This window comes from Streptomyces sp. NPDC090798 (genome assembly GCF_044768965.1).
Classification (GTDB): domain Bacteria; phylum Actinomycetota; class Actinomycetes; order Streptomycetales; family Streptomycetaceae; genus Streptomyces.
Genome location: NZ_JBIVXA010000023.1, coordinates 45778 through 62387, shown reverse-complemented (window position 1 = coordinate 62387; position 16610 = coordinate 45778). Strand labels below are relative to the sequence as shown.

13 protein-coding genes and 1 pseudogene are annotated in these 16610 nt (G+C 69.4%); 8 read left to right on the top strand and 6 right to left on the bottom strand.

Annotation, left to right across the window (positions count from 1 at the left end; genetic code table 11):
- Nucleotides 1-115: 115 nt before the first annotated feature.
- From ACIQTP_RS36735 to ACIQTP_RS36725, 3 genes and pseudogenes are all read left to right on the top strand, one after another.
- A complete protein-coding gene (locus ACIQTP_RS36735; protein ID WP_403408137.1) occupies nt 116-1846 on the top strand; it encodes an MOSC domain-containing protein in 1731 nt (576 codons plus the stop codon).
- A 211-nt stretch (nt 1847-2057) separates the two neighbouring features.
- Nucleotides 2058-2622, top strand: a pseudogene (locus ACIQTP_RS36730) (alpha/beta fold hydrolase); the annotation flags it as partial.
- A gap of 344 nt (nt 2623-2966) precedes the next feature.
- Nucleotides 2967-4148, top strand: coding sequence for an amidase domain-containing protein (locus ACIQTP_RS36725; RefSeq protein ID WP_403408135.1), 1182 nt, complete (start codon nt 2967-2969; stop codon nt 4146-4148).
- 64 nt (nt 4149-4212) lie between these two features.
- Here ACIQTP_RS36725 and ACIQTP_RS36720 read toward each other — a convergent pair whose 3' ends face one another.
- Both ACIQTP_RS36720 and ACIQTP_RS36715 read right to left on the bottom strand, forming a co-directional pair.
- The gene (locus ACIQTP_RS36720) at nt 4213-4446 is read right to left on the bottom strand and encodes a hypothetical protein (RefSeq protein ID WP_402032456.1); all 234 of its coding nucleotides are present in this window, start codon (nt 4444-4446) and stop codon (nt 4213-4215) included.
- Nucleotides 4447-5124: 678 nt separating this feature from the next.
- Nucleotides 5125-5604: a hypothetical protein gene (locus ACIQTP_RS36715; RefSeq protein WP_403408133.1), complete on the bottom strand. Its 480-nt coding sequence runs from the start codon at nt 5602-5604 to the stop codon at nt 5125-5127.
- Nucleotides 5605-5829: 225 nt separating this feature from the next.
- On the opposite strand from ACIQTP_RS36715, the gene ACIQTP_RS36710 reads away from it, so the two are divergent.
- Nucleotides 5830-6687 carry an endonuclease/exonuclease/phosphatase family protein gene (locus ACIQTP_RS36710; RefSeq protein WP_403408131.1) on the top strand — a complete coding sequence of 286 codons (858 nt, stop codon included), beginning with the start codon at nt 5830-5832 and terminating at the stop codon, nt 6685-6687.
- Between the two features lie 503 nt (nt 6688-7190).
- Here ACIQTP_RS36710 and ACIQTP_RS36705 read toward each other — a convergent pair.
- Nucleotides 7191-7748 (bottom strand): DinB family protein, encoded by a 558-nt coding sequence (locus ACIQTP_RS36705; RefSeq protein ID WP_403408129.1) that lies wholly within the window; start codon nt 7746-7748, stop codon nt 7191-7193.
- Between the two features lie 224 nt (nt 7749-7972).
- On the opposite strand from ACIQTP_RS36705, the gene ACIQTP_RS36700 reads away from it, so the two are divergent.
- A complete protein-coding gene (locus ACIQTP_RS36700) occupies nt 7973-8443 on the top strand; it encodes a hypothetical protein (protein ID WP_403408127.1) in 471 nt (156 codons plus the stop codon).
- A 38-nt stretch (nt 8444-8481) separates the two neighbouring features.
- On the opposite strand, the gene ACIQTP_RS36695 is transcribed toward ACIQTP_RS36700, so the two are convergent.
- From ACIQTP_RS36695 to kstD, 3 genes are all read right to left on the bottom strand, one after another.
- Nucleotides 8482-9075 carry a DinB family protein gene (locus ACIQTP_RS36695; protein WP_403408125.1) on the bottom strand — a complete coding sequence of 198 codons (594 nt, stop codon included), beginning with the start codon at nt 9073-9075 and terminating at the stop codon, nt 8482-8484.
- Between the two features lie 105 nt (nt 9076-9180).
- Entirely contained in the window at nt 9181-10851 is a 1671-nt protein-coding gene (locus ACIQTP_RS36690; RefSeq protein ID WP_403408123.1) for an alkaline phosphatase family protein, read from the bottom strand.
- Between the two features lie 155 nt (nt 10852-11006).
- Entirely contained in the window at nt 11007-12833 is a 1827-nt protein-coding gene (gene kstD / locus ACIQTP_RS36685; protein WP_403408121.1) for a 3-oxosteroid 1-dehydrogenase, read from the bottom strand.
- 428 nt (nt 12834-13261) lie between these two features.
- On the opposite strand from kstD, the gene ACIQTP_RS36680 reads away from it, so the two are divergent.
- From ACIQTP_RS36680 to ACIQTP_RS36670, 3 genes are all read left to right on the top strand, one after another.
- Nucleotides 13262-14137, top strand: a complete 876-nt coding sequence (locus ACIQTP_RS36680) for a carbohydrate kinase family protein (RefSeq protein WP_403408318.1) — start codon at nt 13262-13264, stop codon at nt 14135-14137.
- A complete protein-coding gene (locus ACIQTP_RS36675; RefSeq protein ID WP_403408119.1) occupies nt 14134-14409 on the top strand; it encodes a hypothetical protein in 276 nt (91 codons plus the stop codon). Before ACIQTP_RS36680 ends, ACIQTP_RS36675 begins: the two co-directional genes overlap by 4 nt.
- 238 nt (nt 14410-14647) lie before the next feature.
- Complete coding sequence (locus ACIQTP_RS36670; RefSeq protein ID WP_403408117.1) at nt 14648-16549, top strand: AMP-dependent synthetase/ligase; 1902 nt, start codon at nt 14648-14650, stop codon at nt 16547-16549.
- Nucleotides 16550-16610: the final 61 nt, after the last annotated feature.

Sequence of the window (16610 nt, the reverse complement as noted above, 5' to 3'; positions counted from 1 at the left end):
CCGGAGGAAATCGTGCGCATGACCCACGAAGCCGGGCTCCGATCGGCCGGATCGCTGAGCAGCATGCCAAGGCGACCGACTCCGCCGTGCGGCGGCGCCGCGCCGGGAGGATGAGATGGCGACCCTGCTCTCGGTCAACGTGGGACGGCCGAAGGACGTGCGCTGGCGCGACAGGACGGTACACACGGGAGCGTGGAAGCAGCCCGTCGACGGCCCCCGGATGGTTCGCCGCCTCAATATCGACGGTGACGGCCAGGGCGACCTTCAGGGCCACGGCGGGGAGCAGCGGGCAGTCCTCGTCTACCAGACGCAGTCCTACGCGTACTGGCGCAAGGTTCTCGAGCGTGACGATCTGGAGTTCGGCCAGTTCGGGGAGAACTTCACCGTCGACGGGCTGGCGGACGACGAGGTGTGCATCGGCGACCGGTACCGCATCGGCGAAGCCGAGTTCGAGGTCACCCAGCCACGTGTGACCTGTTACCGCGTCGGCATGCGACTGAACGAGCCGCGCATGGCCTCCCTCCTCGTCGCCCACCACCGCCCCGGCTTCTACCTCCGCGTCGTCGCCGAGGGCCGGGTCCGGGCGGGAGACCGGATCACACGGACCCGCACCGGCCGAGGGGCCCTCACCGTCGCCGACACGGACGCCCTGCTCTACCTTCCTGACCCCGACCCGGCCAAACTGCGTGCCGCATCGACCATCGAGGCGCTCAGCCCCGGATGGCAGCAGTCCTTCCAGGAGATGAGCCACCGACTCGACCAGCCGCCCGGCCCCGCACCCGCCACGCCGGGCTGGAGGGGCTTCAAACAGCTGCGCGTGACCCAGGTCGTACCCGAGACGCCCACGGTGTCCTCGTTCCGCCTGGGCCCCACCGGCTCCCAGGCGCTGGCCCCGGCCGCGCCCGGCCAGTACCTGACCGTGCGGATCCCCGACGAGGGCCGGCCCGGTCCGGTGCGTTCCTATTCGCTGTCCTCCGCCCCCGGTGCCGCCGAGTACCGGATCAGCGTCAAACGCGAAGACCGCGGCAAGGTCAGCGCCTACCTCCACACCCATGTGCACACGGGCGACGTCATCGACGCGGCAGCCCCCCGCGGGACGTTCGTGCTGGCGGATGACCACACGCCCGTGGCGCTGTTCTCGGCGGGCATCGGCGTCACGCCTGTTCTGGCGATGCTGCACCAACTGGCACTCGACCACAGTCCCCGCGCCGTGTGGTGGGTGCACACCGCGCGCGACCCCGGACAGCAGCCCTTCGCGGAAGAGGCCCGGCAACTCCTCGCCCGCCTGCCGCGCGCCCGCGCCTACATCTACTACACCGCCCCGGATCTCGAGATCGCCGGGGGGCCGGGCATCACGCACGGACGCATGACCGGCGACGGGATCCGGGAACTCGGCATCCCCGCGGATGCGCACGCCTATCTCTGCGGCCCCGAGGGCTTCATGTCGACGGTGACATCCGCGCTCCAACAGGTGGGGCTGAGCAGTTCGAACATTCACACCGAAGTCTTCGGGGCGCTCGCAGCCATCAACCCCGGCATCGCCCGCACGGGTTCGGGACATCCTCACCAGCCGACCGGCCCCCGCGGCGCAGGGCCCTCCGTCACCTTCGCCCGCAGCGGCCTGTCCACCGGCTGGTCGGAACGGTACGCGACGCTGCTGGAGCTGGCGGAGGCATGCGAGGTGCCCACGCGCTGGTCCTGCCGTACAGGGGTGTGCCATACCTGCGCCACTCCCCTGCTCACCGGTCAGGTCGAGTACACGACGCAGCCCCTGGAGGATCCCGCCCCGGGTGAAGTGCTGCCGTGTTGCAGCGTTCCCAGCACTGACGTCCTGCTGGATCTGTGAGCCCCCCGGTGGAGGGTCTTAGGCGTTGCGCGCTTCCCTGAAGCGCTGACAGTGGTGTCGACCTTCATCCGGTTGCCGCACTCCGCCGTGGCGGCGACCGGGCGCCGCGGACGGCCGCGCCGAGCACGGCCTTCGGGCGACACGGCAAGTCTAACCACCATACGCGCTTTGACAGGTTACGTCCAGCATGCTGGACTGCGCCTAACCGTTCTACCGCGTCATCGCGCCCGACATGATCGGATTCGGACAGTCGGCCATGCCGACGGTCGACAAGTTCGACTACACCTTCGACGCTCTGACCGACGTGACCGCCGGCCTGTTGGAGCTCGGCGTCGACCGGTTCGCGGTCTACGCGCAGGACTAGGGAGCACCCCTCGCCTGGCGGCTCGCCACGCGGTCTCCAGAGCGCATCACCGCGATCATCACGCAGAACGGCAACGGCTACACCGACGGATTCGTCAAGGCATTCTGGGACGGGCTGTTCGCCTACGCCGAGAACCCGACGCCCGGGAACGAAGCCCCCCTCCGCGCGGCCCTGACCCTCGAACTGACCCGCTGGCAGTACCTGAACGGGGTCGGGGACCCGCGCCTCGTCAGCCCGGACAGCTGGACCATCGACCAGGCGTTGCTCGACCGCCCCGGCAACGACGCCATCCAGCTCGCGCCGTTCCGGAACTATCCGACCAACGTCGCCGTCCGGGCACTTCGCCCTGGAGAGCCACCTGGAGGTAATCACCGGGTACATCCGCGACTTCCTCGCCCGCGTCAGTTCCTGAGAAGCACAGCCCGCGTGTCCTCGGCCGCCGTAACAGCCCTTCGCCGTACGGCACGTTGCGGAGGTCGGCGTACGGGACGCGGAGCTGGAGGCCACCAGGACGAAGTGGTGGCAGGGCGACGCCCTCACAGAGCAGCGATTTGGGAAACTTCGCCCCGGTGTGGGTGAGCGGCATCGGAGTGAGGACGTGCGGCGCGGCGCCGGAGCCGGGCAGCGGGTCGACGGTCCCGTCGACGAGTCGCATGTTGCGGTTGGGCCACTTCGGCAACCCCCTTCACAGGAGCCACACATGCCGTGCGAGGATGCGGCTCCCGGTATCGAGTACCGGCGTAGAGGGGAACATCATTGAGATCAAGGAAACTGAGCCGTAAGCGGCGACGGGCGACCATAGTCACGGCAGCGGCCGCCTCGGTCGTCGCCGGTGCCGCGCTGCTGCCCAACTGGAGCGCGGGCGCGTCGAGTGTCGCCGACCCCGCCGTGGACCCGTCGACCAAAGCCACCTTCCAACGGCTGGCGGACGCGGTCTTCACCGACCGTACGGACGCCCTGGTGGACAGCGCCAAGAGCGGTCGGAACACGTCACTGTCGTCGCGGTTCTCCGGCGATGTGCGGGTGTCCTCCACGCTGTCGCGCGAGGAGAAGTCCGCACTGTCGCAGCTGCGGGGCCGCAAGTCCCGCCTGGAGTCGCTCGGCGAGAAGTACAGCTCGGCCAACACGAGCGTCTCGCTGGACCGTACGCGGCTGAAGGGCCGTCACGCCACGGTCAACGTCACCGAGACGACGACGCTGACGTACGAGAAGGTCAAGGGCAACGAGCCGAAGACCACCGGCTTCCAGGCGCACCACGAGCTGACGTTCAAGGCCGACCGCGAGGGCGACTGGCAGCTGACCGGCATCCGTGACACGGACGACGGCGTCGCGGTCAACCAGGTCGCCGCCACCACGTTCGTCGCCGCGCCGAAGACGGCCGCCGACGACGCCCCGCCCGCGGCGACCCGCTCCGTCACCACGTGGCCCGCGCCGGCCAAGCCGAAGAACTTCTCGGCCTCCGGCTACGACTACAAGGCCATGGCGGCGTACGCCGCCAAGTACTGGAACAACTACAACCCGGCCTACCCGAACTTCAACGGGCAGGGTGCCGGCGGCGACTGCACCAACTTCGTCAGCCAGTCCCTGAAAGCGGGCGGCTGGAAGCACGTCCCCGGCTACACGGACGACTTCCACAAGTGGTTCGGCAACTCCGACATCCAGTCGGACTCGTTCGTCGGCGTCAACGAGTTCTCGTGGTTCGCCCTGTCCTCCAAGCGGGTCACCAGCCTCGCCAACGTGTACCAGTTGGATGTGGGTGACGTGCTGCAAATGGACTTCAACAAGGACGGGTCCAAGGACCACAGCATGATCGTCACGTACCGCAGCCCGCAGGGCGTGCCGTACGTGTCGTACCACTCCACCAACACCTACAACAGGTCGGTGGCGAGCATCATCGCGTCGTACCCGAACGCGGCGTACTACGCCTACCGAACCTGAGCGGGCCCTTCCGGGGCGGGAGCCGGTCCGAGTGTCCGGCTCCCGCTCCTTCGGCCTCGATCACTCACGGGAACAGTGCGATCCCGACGAGGATCAGCAGGATGATGCCGGCGACGAGCGCAACGGTCGCCCACGTCCCCCGCCGCTTCAGCGGCGTCCCGGGCGCTCCTCCACGGGGCCGGTCCTCCGGCAGTGCGGCGTCGGCCGGGCGCCCGCTCCTGTAGAACTCTTCGTCGGTCGGATAGACGTTGCGCGGATCTTCGAGAGCGCGCGGATCGATCTCGTGTGAACTGGTCATGAGCACTCCTTGCGCGGCGCTCGTCAGGGCTGGGGTTCCCGGCGGACGCCAGGGCCTGCGCCAGAGGCGATGGCTCACCACTTCCCAGGCGCGCGGCCCTTCAGGAAGGCGCCGCACAGGCAATCCGCCCTGCTCACCGCGCACAATCTGATCGTATACCCGAGCAGGGCCGTCCATCAGGTCCAGCGGGGCAAGGGGGCTGGGCCCGGCCGAGGGCCCGTGCCGCACACGTCCGCCACGGGCCGCGGCACGTTCGATGATCCCGTCGAGATCATCGACGTACAGAATCAGATGGCGCCCGGTTCGAACACGGTCACCACACACCGGGTAGCCGCCCTCATCGGCCGTTCCGCAAGCCGACCCCACAGTTTCGAGAATCTTACTCTACTATCCGAGAATGGCATTTCCGGCGCGAGTGCGATGACGTCGCCTCGTCACCGAGAGCGTCTTCCGCTGGAACGGGCGAGCGTAGTGGTGGTTGCTCACATGGTCGTAGATCCTGCGCAGCCACGGCCGGCGGACGGCGGGCAGCCGTGCCAGCGTGTCGAGGAACGCTCTCGCGTCAGGCCGGAACGGCCCCCATGGATGCATCGGCAGCGGATCGTCACGGAAGACACCATCGGGCATCCCGCCCGTCACGGGGACGGGCAACCGGTCGTGCTGGAAGGCCAGATTTCCTCACCGGTGGCCCCGGCGGCAGCAGCGCGTCGAGCGCGCGGCCGAACGTGTCGGCAAGGAGGCCGTGAGGGACGGCCACGGGCGTGCCCGCCGAGACCGCCAACAGGTGGGCCAGCGCAGCCCCGACCGCTCCGCCCACCTTGGGCTCCACACTCCGGGCGGCTCGACCGGTGGCGTGCCCTGCCGCTCCTCGGCCAACGTCTCCCAGTCGACCTTCCGGTGCACGCGGCCTTCGATGGGAATGCGGCGCACGGCCTGCGGGTCGAGCCACACCGCCTGCCAAAAGGAGCAGTCGTCGATGCCCGTTGCCACGCCCCGCCCGCGGTGCGCGCCGGCCAGGTTGGGGCCGTCCCTCCCGTCCAGCCCCATGCAGTAGCCGTCGCATCGCTCGGGGATCAGGACGGTGCCGCGGGTGTCACCCGGTGCGACGACGATCGCTCCCGGCGCACCGAAGGACAGGGCGTGAACCGGCGCGAACACGCCCCGGGCTTCCGCTTCGTCCGCCCCGATCCCGCTCCACGGCCGCCCTGGCTGCCCCGAGGGTTCCGGGTCCAGTCGAGAGCCAACACCTTTTGTCCACCGCCGCGATCACCGGTGGCGGTTGACCGCGGCTCACCTTTGGAGTCGCATCCCTCTCGGGAATTCCCAGTGCAGTACGGTCGGTCCCCGACACTCTCGGGGCGGGCTCAATGGGGGAGGTGCCGCATGGACGGCGGACCGGCGACGATCGGACTGACGTCGATGAATGTCTGCTGTGGGTTTTCGTCGACGTTGCCTCCGCCGAAGGATCGCGCGCTCGAGTTCTGCCGGAGAATCGAGGAATCGGGCGTCGACGTGGTCAACTTCCAGGAGGTCTGGACGGCCACGCTGTTCAGAACCATCCGCACGCACCTGCCCTCGTATCCCTTCGTCGCCCGCGTCACCGGAGTGGTCGGTCAGCCGGCCGGGGGGCTGGCCTCCTTTTCGCGGCTCCCGTTGCGGTCGGTGTCGTACGAGTCGTTCCGTGGTTCCCGGCCCGAGGAATCCAGCCCGCTGTTCCGCGGATCCAGGGCCCTGTGGGGACGTCTACAGGGCGTGCTGACCTTCGAGTTGGCGGAGCGCCGCACTCTGGTGGGAAACGTCCACCTGAGTGCGAACAAGGACGGCGACTGGTCGGTGGACAACCGCCACCACCGCTTTCAGCAGAGGCAGTTGGCCATGTTCCATCAGGCCCTTCGCAGAGCCCGCCGGAGCGATACCGAACTGGTGATCGTCGGCGGTGATCTCAACATCCCGGACAGCAGCCCCCTTTACCCATCGGTCGTGGACGCAGGAGCGTGGCGGGACCCGTTCCACGCGGTCGGTCGCCCCACGTTCCATACCGAGCTGCTGCCGCCGGACGCCTCGGCGCACCGCGTCGACTATCTCCTGGTCGCGGGCGATGCCGAACGCTACCCGGTGACCGAACCCCGCCTGCTGTTCACGGACCCGGTACAACTCGGCGGCGGGAAGCAGTCGTTCCTCTCCGACCATATGGCGCTGACGGCGCGCATCGCCCTGCCGACCGCATCGCCGGTGTCGTAGTCCGCGCGCGGGGACCCGTGCGGTCGAGCCGCGGCCCCGAATACGTGGTGGCATACGTGTTTTCACAGATGTGCCGGGTGCCTGGGTGCACCAAGGTCGTGGCGGCCCCGGTGCTTGCGCCGCATGTGTCCCGCCGGGCGTGGCAGGCAAGAGAGGCGCGTGGATGGCGAGGCGAGCGGTCAGCGAGCCAGTGGCGTGGACGGCAGCGTTCGGGACGTTCTCCACGCCGCTCGGACCTGCTGTCCCGCACCGGGCTGACGGCGGATCGAGCCGAGCTGGGAGCGGTCAGAGTGAGCGTTCCGGACGCGGTGGGAGCGCCGAGCGCCGCGGCAAGGAGCCGCGTGGACCCGCCTTCTCCGCACCCCCAGCGTGTGGTCCTGCTCGTCCACTCGCTCCACCATCTCTCCCGCGGCGGACGCGCTGTCACAGAACCCGCGCGGCTGACGACACGCACAGTTCAACGGCCGACTTGGTGTGGTGGCCCAAGCTCCGGGATCACCTCCTCAGACGCCGATCGCCCCATCGATACGTTCACGGAGGAGATCCGCGTGTCCGTTGTGACGGGCGTATTCCTCGATCATGTGGATCAGCACCCAGCGCAGCGACACCGTCCCACGCCATGCGTCCTGGCCCGCGATGTCGAGGTGGGGCGCGTCCCCGGTGAAGGCGTCGGCGAACGCGACCTCCCCGCGCCACGCCTGCCACGCTCCGGTCACGAGGTCGGGAGCGGAAACCGCGCCGTCGAAGTCGCCGTCGGGTTCCGCCGACGACGAGAAGCGTGGTGGCGCGTCCTGGCCGGCGAGAACCTGTCGGAACCATCGGCGCTCCACATCGGCAAGATGGCGTACGAGTCCGAGCAGCGAGAGCGTGGAGGGCTCGACGGAGCGTCGGTCCAACTTCCCTTCCACGCCCGCGCACTTCAGCTCCAGCGTCGTCCGCTGGGTCCTGAGAAATCCGGTGAGCATGGCTCGCTCTTCGCCGGTCGAGGGAGCACCGAGCCGGGGATCGTCGTCGCCGCCGACGAACATGGCGGCTCGTCTCCGTGGACTCGTCGTACTCATGCTGTCTCTCCTTCGGGGTTCGTCGGTGACGGCGGTGACAGCGGTGACGGCGGTGCGATGTGGACATCCGGCGCCTCGTCGCTGGGAGGGAGCACGCGTTACTCCGTGCGAGTGGTGCATCCTCCGGCAGCGTCGTAGCGTCAGTAATGGAGCCGACCGCCGCAAGAAGGGGCGCACCAGGCGCCTGGCCTGCTGGTCGAAAGCGATTGCGACTGGGAGCGAACATGCCAAAACGCACAGTGAGGGCAGCGGTCACGTTCTGTGCCGCTGTGTCGCTCGCAGCAATCACGGGAACGGCCTCCTCCGCCCCTGCCACGTCACCGCCGTCCACGCACGCCGTGAAGCACCAGGCGGCCGGGCAGCCCGCGATCGTCGACTGCTTCTGGCACGCGCAGGTGCGCCCCACCGACTTCATCCTCGCGTGCGGTGACGGCAACAGCCGCCTCACCTCGCTCCAGTGGTCGCATTGGCACCCGGACTCCGCGGTGGCCACGGGCTTCAACGTGGTGAACGACTGCAAGCCGTACTGCGCCGCGGGGAAATTCCACTCGTACGCGGTGATCGTGCGGCTCGAGGACCCACAGCCCTGGAAGAAGCACCCTGAGTTGTCGCACTACACCCAGATCAGTCTCGTCTACACCAAGGGGAAGCCGGACGGATTCGAGCGATGGGTCGACCTTCCCTTGTGGAACTGACTTCCGAGATCGAGGCGTTACGGCTCAGTGGAGCGGCGTCAGCCGCGGCCGGCTTCCCGCGCCACGCGCTCCAGTCGGCTTCGATGGCTGTCCCACCACGCTCGATCGCCCGAGGGCATGCTGTCGTTGCCTTCCCACATCCCGGTAGCCCCGTCGATGGACTCCCGGAGAATGTCGGCCTGGCCCGCGTGCCGGTGGGTGTCGGCGATCACGCGCACCAGGACGTGGTGCAGTGTCACCTCTCTTCGGTCCTCGGGCCACCACGCCACGCGACCGATCGTGTCGAGCGCGAAGGTCTCGATCGTGGTGTCCGAGTGCTTCCACGCCTGGCGGTAGAGTCCGACGATCTGTTCGCGCGACTCGTCCGTGTCGGCCCACATGTCCGCGTTGGGTTCGGCGTCGGCCGCGAACCAGAGCGGCGGCTCTTCGAAGAACGGCCGCCCGAAGGTGTCGCCGAAGTACCCCAGCTCCACGCCGGCGACGTGTTTGACCAGCCCCAACAGATTCGTTCCGGTCGGCGTCAGCGGACGGCGGATGTCGTACTCCGACAGCCCGTCGAGCTTCCACAGCAGGGCGTCGCGGGCGGCTTGCAGATAGCGGAGGAGATCCGCCTTCGCATTCGAATCGATCATGTCCAACAGTCTCGCAGCCACCACTGACAGTCCCATGGGCCCGCAACCCGGGTGACGGGACCGTCGTCGTGGCGACGGTCCCGTCTGTGGAGCGCCGGGTTGGGGTCAGCGCACCGGCAGGGTCGCGGTGTGCTCGACGCGTACGGCGTCCAGGGACCGGGGGTTGAGGCCGAGCAGTCGCAGGATCGTCGGGGCGATCTGCGTGGTCTCCACCGGGCCGCTGACGCGCACGCCGTGCGGGGTGGCGGCGCCCGAGACGACGAGCGGGACGTCGAGGTCGTCGGCGTGGGCGCCGCCGTGCTCGGCGATCTTGCTCTTGCCGCCGGTGTAGACGACGCCGTAGCGGGTGATGCCGAACAGGTCCGGCACGCGCGAGTCGGCCGCCTTGACGTGGAAGTACTTGGCGGCCGCCGCACCGGCGTACAGGGTCTTCAGGCCGCTCGCGGTGAAGGGCTTGGCCTTGCCGGCGATGTCGTTGCCGGTGCCGGACTGGGCGAGCAGGTACGCCTTGGCGAAGGCGGTGGCGGCCTGCGAGCGGTCGTTGAGCCACAGGAGCATGGCGTCGTCGTCCACGGAGTGGGCGACCAGGTCACCGGCGCCCGGGTGGGCCTTCTTCCACGCGGCGTTGAGGCCGTCGAGCAGGGGGCCGTCGTCAATACGGATCAGGGCCTTGGGGTCGGTCGGTGACTGGCCGTGCTTGGAGGAGAGGATGACGGTCGTGTTGCCGTCCAGGTGCTGCTTGCGCAGTTCGGTGAGGAACGCTCCGACCTCCTGGTCCACGAAGGCCAGGTTCTTGGCCAGCAGCGGACCGGGGACACCCTTCGCCGCGTAGCCGCCCGTCAGCCCCTCGGAGGCGGGCAGCTTCTGGGCGGTCGAGACGGACTGGAAGTTCATGCCGAAGACCGCCGGGGTGCCGGTCCTGTGGGTGCGGCCGTGGTCGTAGCCGTCGATCTCGTTGAGGACGGCCTTCACCTTGAAACCGTCGTACTGCTCCGTCGCCGCGTTGTCCTTCGTCCAGTCCGTGCCTGCCGGGTAGCCGATCGCCTGGCTGTTGATCTCGGGGGCGAAAAGGTCCTGGACGCCGTCGCCGGAGGGGCCGTTGAGGATCTCGTACGCGACGTGCTTGTCGGACCAGGCGGTCCGCAGTCCGGCCTTTCTGACCACGTTGAAGACCGTGTTCACCTTCAGATACGAGTGCGGGTACACGGGCTTGCAGGTCTTGGGGTCGACCGGCAGCTTCGACGGGTCGATGAGGCCGCGGGCGGCGCCGGTCATCCTGAGGATGCTGCCGGGCAGGCCGGCGAGGCCCTGGCCTGCGTCGATGGAGTCCTTGTTGCGGTCCAGGTCCTCGGTGAAGTCGACCTCGGCGCCGGGCTTGGCGCCCGCACAGTGGGTCGTTCCGGCCGGGAGGAGTGCCGAGCTGTATCCGTCGTCGTAGTAGAGGCCCGTGGTGCCCGGGTTCCCGCCGGTGAGCTGGCCCACCAGGCCGGGGAACGAGTCGGAGGGGTCGGTGGTCCTCGCGTGGGTGTACTCGACCCCACCGGTGGCGAGCCGCGCGAGAGCGGACTTCGGGTGACGCGCGACGTACCAGGCCAGGTCGGACTGGTGCAGACCGTCGATCGACAACAACAAAACATGGCGCGCGACGTGCGCGGGCGAGTGCGCGGAAGTGGATGTGGCAGCGGGTGTGGCGGCGGCCGCGGTGGCGGTGAGGCCGCCGACGGCTGCGAGCGCGGCGGCGGCCGCGGCGACGGGACGGACAGGACGTCGGAACACGGGTGGTTCTCCTCTGGCTGTGCGGAGCATGTGAAACCTGCGAACCATGCACCGACATAGGAGTCGCGCAACATGTACGGAAGCGGACTCGCGCGTCCCGTAATGCCCAAGAAACGCAACTGAGCACGCAAAGACTGCCTGGCACCCGAGTTCCTTCAGGCGCCCGCGCCGGCCGCGATGTCCAACGCCGCGATGTAGCCGAAGGTCATCGCCGGGCCGATCGTCGAACCCGCGCCCGCGTAGCTATGGCCCATGACGGCCGCGCTGGCGTTTCCGGCGGCGTACAGGCCCGGGATGACGGAACCGTCCGGACGCAGGACGCGCGCCCGGGCGTCTGTGCGCAGGCCGCCCTTCGTGCCCAGATCACCCGGGACGATCTTGAAGGCGTAGAAGGGGGCGAGCCACAGGGGCGCCAGGCAGGAGTTGGGGAGGATCGCGGGGTCGGTGTAGTAGTGGTCGTAGGCGCTGTCGCCGCGGTGGAAGTCGGGGTCGTTGCCGTTGCGGGCCAGGGTGTTGAAGCGGTTGACGGTGGTGCGGAGGGCGGCGGCGGGCATGCCGATCTGTGCCGCGAGGGCGTCGAGGGTCCAGGCCTTGTGGGCGGCGCCCGACGTGTACCACGCGTCGGGGAACGTGAAGGTCGGCAGCACGTCCTTGAAGAGGTAGCGGTCGCGGTAGTTCTGGTCGACGATGAGCCACGCCGGGATGTCGGGCGCGCTGCTGTCACGGTCGTACATGATGTGCACGACGTCGCTGTAGGGGGCCGCTTCGTTGACGAAGCGCGCGCCGGCGGCGTTGACGAGGAGCCCGCCGGGCAGGGTGCGTTCGGCGAGGCAGAAGTACGGCTGGTCGGGCAGCGGGATCGCCGGGCCCCACCAGGCGTCGTCCATCAGGTCGAGCGCCGCGCCGGCCCGCTGACCCGCCTGGATGCCGTCGCCGGTGTTCTCCTTGGCGCCGACCGTCCACTCGGTGCCGATGGGCTGTCGCTGGTACTGCTCGCGCATGGCCGCGTTGTGCTCGAAGCCGCCGGAGCCGACGATCACCCCGTGCCGGGCTCTGATCAGGCCCGGGGTGCCGTTCCTGGTGACCACGGCTCCCGTGGCGGTTCCGTTCTCCAGGTACAGGTCGCGGAGCGGCGTGTTCAGCCACACCGGAACCTCGGCCGCGAGCAGTCCGGCGCGCAGACCGGCCGCCAGCGACTGGCCCATGGTGAGGGGCTTCTGACCGAGGAGGGCCGCCTGGGTGCCGCGGGCCAGACAGGTGGTGGCGACGGCGGCGCCCTTCGCGCTGACCGCGGCGAGCGTGAGCCACTTGTAGTCGGAGCTGAAGACGACCATGCCGGTCGGTACGGTCATGTACGACGGGTTCAGATGGGCGAGTTCGGCACCGAGGATGTTGCCGTCGAGCTGGTCGGGCTCGATGGAGCGGCCGCCGGGCAGCCCGCCGGGGAGTTCGGGGTAGTAGTCGCTGTACCCCTCCATCCAGCGGAAACGGAGCGGGCTGTTCGCCATGACGAAGGAGATCATGGCGGGGCCGCTGCCGAGGAAGGCCTGCCGGCGTGCGGCGGAGACGTCGGGGCCGACCACCGCGGCGAGGTAGGCGGCGGCCTTCGCCGGGGTGTCCGGCACCCCCGCGGCGAGGATCACCGGGTTGTTGGGGATCCAGACGCCCGCCCCGGAACGCGCCGCCGATCCCCCGAACGTGGGCGCCTTCTCGACGACGACGCAGCTCAGCCCCTGTTTCGCGGCCGTCAGCGCGGCGGTCATCCCCGCCGCTCCGGAGCCGATCACCACCACGTCGTACGTGCCGAGCAGAGGCAGGTCGGCCGCGTCCGCGGCACCTGGCAGACCCGCCGCGAGCGCGAGTCCGGTTCCCGTCGCCGCGCCCAGCACCTGGCGACGCGACGGGCCAGGTCCGGAGGTGGAAGCGGTGGAGTACGCGGGGGAGGCTTCGGTACGTCTCGCAGGGTCCGCGATTGTGGACATGGCAGGGCGCTCCAGCCGGGCGAAGGAATGGGCGAGGGTGCTGGGCCCCGGGAAGCAACAGGCCTTCGGCATCCCGGTTCTGATGCGGAGTCAGGAATGTCGCGCGGTGGTCTTGTGAAGTCAAGGGCTACGCCGGTCGGTACGGGGGCGGCACTTTGATGCTGCCCCCACACACCAGAACCCGCTTGCGGTCGTCGAAGGGCAGCCGACGGTCCGCGCCTCGCCGACCATGTGCACGCGCTCGGCGACAGACTCCGGCAGAAGTGAACCGCCCCACTGTCCGCCACGTTGCGGGGCCGCCCGCCATACTGGGAACGGCGGGGAAGGAGAGGGCAGATGGATCTGTGATCCCACAGCACGCGGAAAACAGTCAAAACGGCGACCACGATCGGTACAGCGCATACGACCAGCACGGGAAATACGACGTCCTGGTGATCGGCGGCAGCGGCGTGGACACCATCGTCCGCGTCGACACCCTGCCGGTCCCGCTCGCCGACTCCTTCCATGTCGGCCCGATCGAGGAGTGGCCCGGTCACACCGGAGGGAACGTCGCCCTCGGCACCCGGGCGCTGGGCCTCAAGGTCGGGTTGCTCGACTGCATCGGTGACGACTGGATCGGCGCACAGGTGCGCGAGCGGATGGCCAAGGGCGGTGTCGAGTTCCTCCCGCTGATCTCTCCCGCGGGAACGCGGCGCGCGGTCAACCTGGTGGACGCGTCCGGCCGTCGGATGTCCTTCTACGACGGCCGCGACCCGGCGGATCTGCGGATGCCACGGGACTTCTACCTGCCGCGGCTACGGCGCGCCCGCCACGTCCACCTCTCCATCATGAACTTCGGGCGCTTCCTCTACGACGACATCGAGGACCTCGGCGTCCCCGTCTCCACCGATCTGCACGACTGGGACGGCCTCGCCGACCACCATCGGGAGTTCGCCCTCCGCTCCGATCTCGTCTTCTTCAGCGCGGCGGGCGTGGGCGACGAAACCCCCGCGCTGATGCGGAAGATCCTGCGCGCCGGGCGGGCCCGCACGGTGGTCGCCACGGCGGGCGCGGACGGCTCCTGGGTCCTCACCAAAGACGGCGGCCCCGATCCGCGGCACATTCCGGCGGCTGTCCCGTCCGCTCCGGTGGTGGACTCCAACGGCGCGGGTGACGCGTACGTCTGCGGCTTCCTGTACGGCAGGCTCGCCGGCCGGGACGTGCGGGAGTGCGCCCGGCTCGGGGCGATCGCGGGCGCCCACGCCTGTACGGCACCGGGCTCGACCGCCCTCATCTCCCGGGAGGCGCTCCTGAGCCGCGCATGACCGGAAGCCTTCCCTACTCGATGTCAGCGGCGACCGAGCAGGCGTCGACAGAAGGCGGAAGCAAAGCTGTTGGGGTTGACAGTGGCCTCGGTCGCGGCCGTCGCCATGACCCGAACGGGCGGATCACCACGCCCGCCCGGGACTTCGCGGAGCAGCAGCGCCCGCACCTCGTGGACCGCCGGTTGCTCGCCTCCTGGGCGGCCGGATCGCAGCCGCTGTGGAAGCTGCTGCGGGCGTTGCCGCCGCCCCGCAGACCGTCCGCTCCGTCCTGACCGTCCCGACCGGGGCCGGCCGCGTGCCACCGCGCGGCCACCCCCCGCCCGGCCGCGCACGGAGCTCAGCCATGCCCGACTCCCGAGCGTGGGAGGTCCCTGATCAGACCGTAACCTCATCGGTAGACGAACTGCTGCCTGAATCCGGCACAGTCGTGGTCGGACTGGGCTAGATTCGTGAATCCTCGGCACCGGAGCCCCTCGGTGAGGTCATGTCGGGGAGAATTCTGGAGCGGCGATGCACGCGTTCGAAAATCCTTCACCGGCTGCGACAGTGATGCAGGGTGGACTCGCCGACAGTCTCTTCGAAACGGCTCGCCGTGAGCCGGAGCTGCCACAGATCGCACGCCGTCTCGACGACGATCCCGGCATCTGGACGACGGTGACCGCGGTCGAGCTGTGGGACGAAGTGGTCGATCTGGCCCGGGGGTTGGTGGTGTCCGGCCTGCGTCCGGGGAACCGGGTGGCCGTCATGGTGCGTACGCGCTACGAGTGGACCGTGCTCAGCTACGCGCTGTGGGCGGTGGGCGCCGAGGTCGTGCCGATCTACCCGACCTCGTCGCACGAGCAGGTCGCGTGGATCCTCCAGGACGCGGGCTGTGTCGCCGTGGTCGTCGAGGACGAGCAGGGCGTCATGACGGTCGGCTCGGCGTGCGCGTCGCTCCCGGCGCTGCGCCACGTCTGGCAGTTGGACACCGGGGCCCTGGCAAAGCTGGTCGAGCGGGGCCGGGCGATCCCGACGACGACGGTGGACTCGTTGCGCCGCATCGTGCTGCCCGACTCGACTGCGGTCATCGCCTACACCTCCGGTACGACGGGGCACCCCAAGGGCTGTGCCCTCACCCACCGCAACCTCGCCAGCCCCTGCGACACCCTCCTCGCGGGCTGGAGACACACGACTGCTCCCCCTGGTGAGCAGCCCGCCATCCTGGCCTTCCTGCCCTTCTCGCACGTGTACGGCATCATGGTCCAGGGGCTCTGTCTGCGGGGCGGCATCCTGCTGGGGCACGAGCCCGATCTCAGTGAGGAGACGCTCTCCGCGGCGCTCCTCTCCTTCCGCCCGACCTATCTCTACGCCGTTCCGTTCGTCTTCGAGAAGATCTACAAGAACTTCCTGCGTACCGCGCAACGGACGGGCCGCGGAGTCCTGTTCGAGCGTGCCGTCCAGACAGCGAAGGACTTCGCCGCGGCCACCGAACGCCAGCGACTGGGCACCGGCCCCGGCCCCGGCTTCGACCTGCGCCTGCAGCACACGCTCTACGAGAAGACCGTCTACCGGAAGCTGCGGGCCTCCCTGGGGGGACGAGTGTGCGGCGCGGTGTCGGGCGGCTCCCCGCTCAACCGTGAACTCGCCCTCTTCTACGCGGGCATCGGGATCTTCGTCCACGACGGGTACGGGCTCACCGAGACGAGCGGCGGCGTCACGGCCCACCCCGTGGGCCGCGAGAAGTTCGGAACGGTCGGCCGCGCCCTGCCCGGTACCGACATCCGGGTGGCCGAGGACGGGGAGATCCTGGTGTGGGGGCCCTCGGTGTTCCAGGGCTACGTCAACGATCCCCCGTCGACGTACGCCGCGTTCCAGGACGGCTGGCTGGCGACGGGCGACCTCGGGCACCTCGACGCCGAGGGGTATCTGGCCATCACCGGCCGCAAGAAGGACATCATCATCACGAGCGGCGGCAAGAGCGTGGCTCCGGCGGCCCTCGAGGAGCGGTTGCGCGTCCACCCGTTGATCCATCAGGCGGTCGTCGTGGGCGACAACCGGCCGTGTGTGGGCGCCCTCATCACCCTTGACCCAGACTTCCTCGCGCACTGGCGCGGGGCCTGGTCCAAGGGGGGCACTTCGGCACGGGACGCACGGGAGGAGAACGAGCTGCGGGAGGAGGTCAGACGCGCCGTCGCCGCGGCCAACAGCACGGTGTCCCGCTCCGAGTCCATCCGGGTGTTCCGTGTTCTCTCCGAACCCTTCGACCAGACCAACGGCCTGCTGACCCCGTCGATGAAGCTGCGCCGGGACGCCGTCTCACGGCGTTTCGCCGCCGAGATCGACGCGATGTACCAGACCTCGTCGAGGGTGCCGCGGGAGTACACGCCGAGCGAGCCCTCGATCTGGGACGATTCCGACAACGTATTCCGCTGAGGAACTCCGCGTCGGCCACTTCCCACGGTCGGGAAGTGGCCGTGTCGCCTCCGTCCGGCGG

Coding starts and splice junctions, on each gene's coding strand:
- ACIQTP_RS36710 (WP_403408131.1), top strand. CDS start 5,830: ATGGACGGCGGACCGGCGACGATCGGACTGACGTCGATGAATGTCTGC.
- ACIQTP_RS36700 (WP_403408127.1), top strand. CDS start 7,973: ATGCCAAAACGCACAGTGAGGGCAGCGGTCACGTTCTGTGCCGCTGTG.
- ACIQTP_RS36705 (WP_403408129.1), bottom strand. CDS start 7,748: ATGAGTACGACGAGTCCACGGAGACGAGCCGCCATGTTCGTCGGCGGC.
- ACIQTP_RS36720 (WP_402032456.1), bottom strand. CDS start 4,446: ATGACCAGTTCACACGAGATCGATCCGCGCGCTCTCGAAGATCCGCGC.
- ACIQTP_RS36675 (WP_403408119.1), top strand. CDS start 14,134: ATGACCGGAAGCCTTCCCTACTCGATGTCAGCGGCGACCGAGCAGGCG.
- ACIQTP_RS36695 (WP_403408125.1), bottom strand. CDS start 9,075: ATGATCGATTCGAATGCGAAGGCGGATCTCCTCCGCTATCTGCAAGCC.
- ACIQTP_RS36735 (WP_403408137.1), top strand. CDS start 116: ATGGCGACCCTGCTCTCGGTCAACGTGGGACGGCCGAAGGACGTGCGC.
- kstD (WP_403408121.1), bottom strand. CDS start 12,833: ATGTCCACAATCGCGGACCCTGCGAGACGTACCGAAGCCTCCCCCGCG.
- ACIQTP_RS36670 (WP_403408117.1), top strand. CDS start 14,648: ATGCACGCGTTCGAAAATCCTTCACCGGCTGCGACAGTGATGCAGGGT.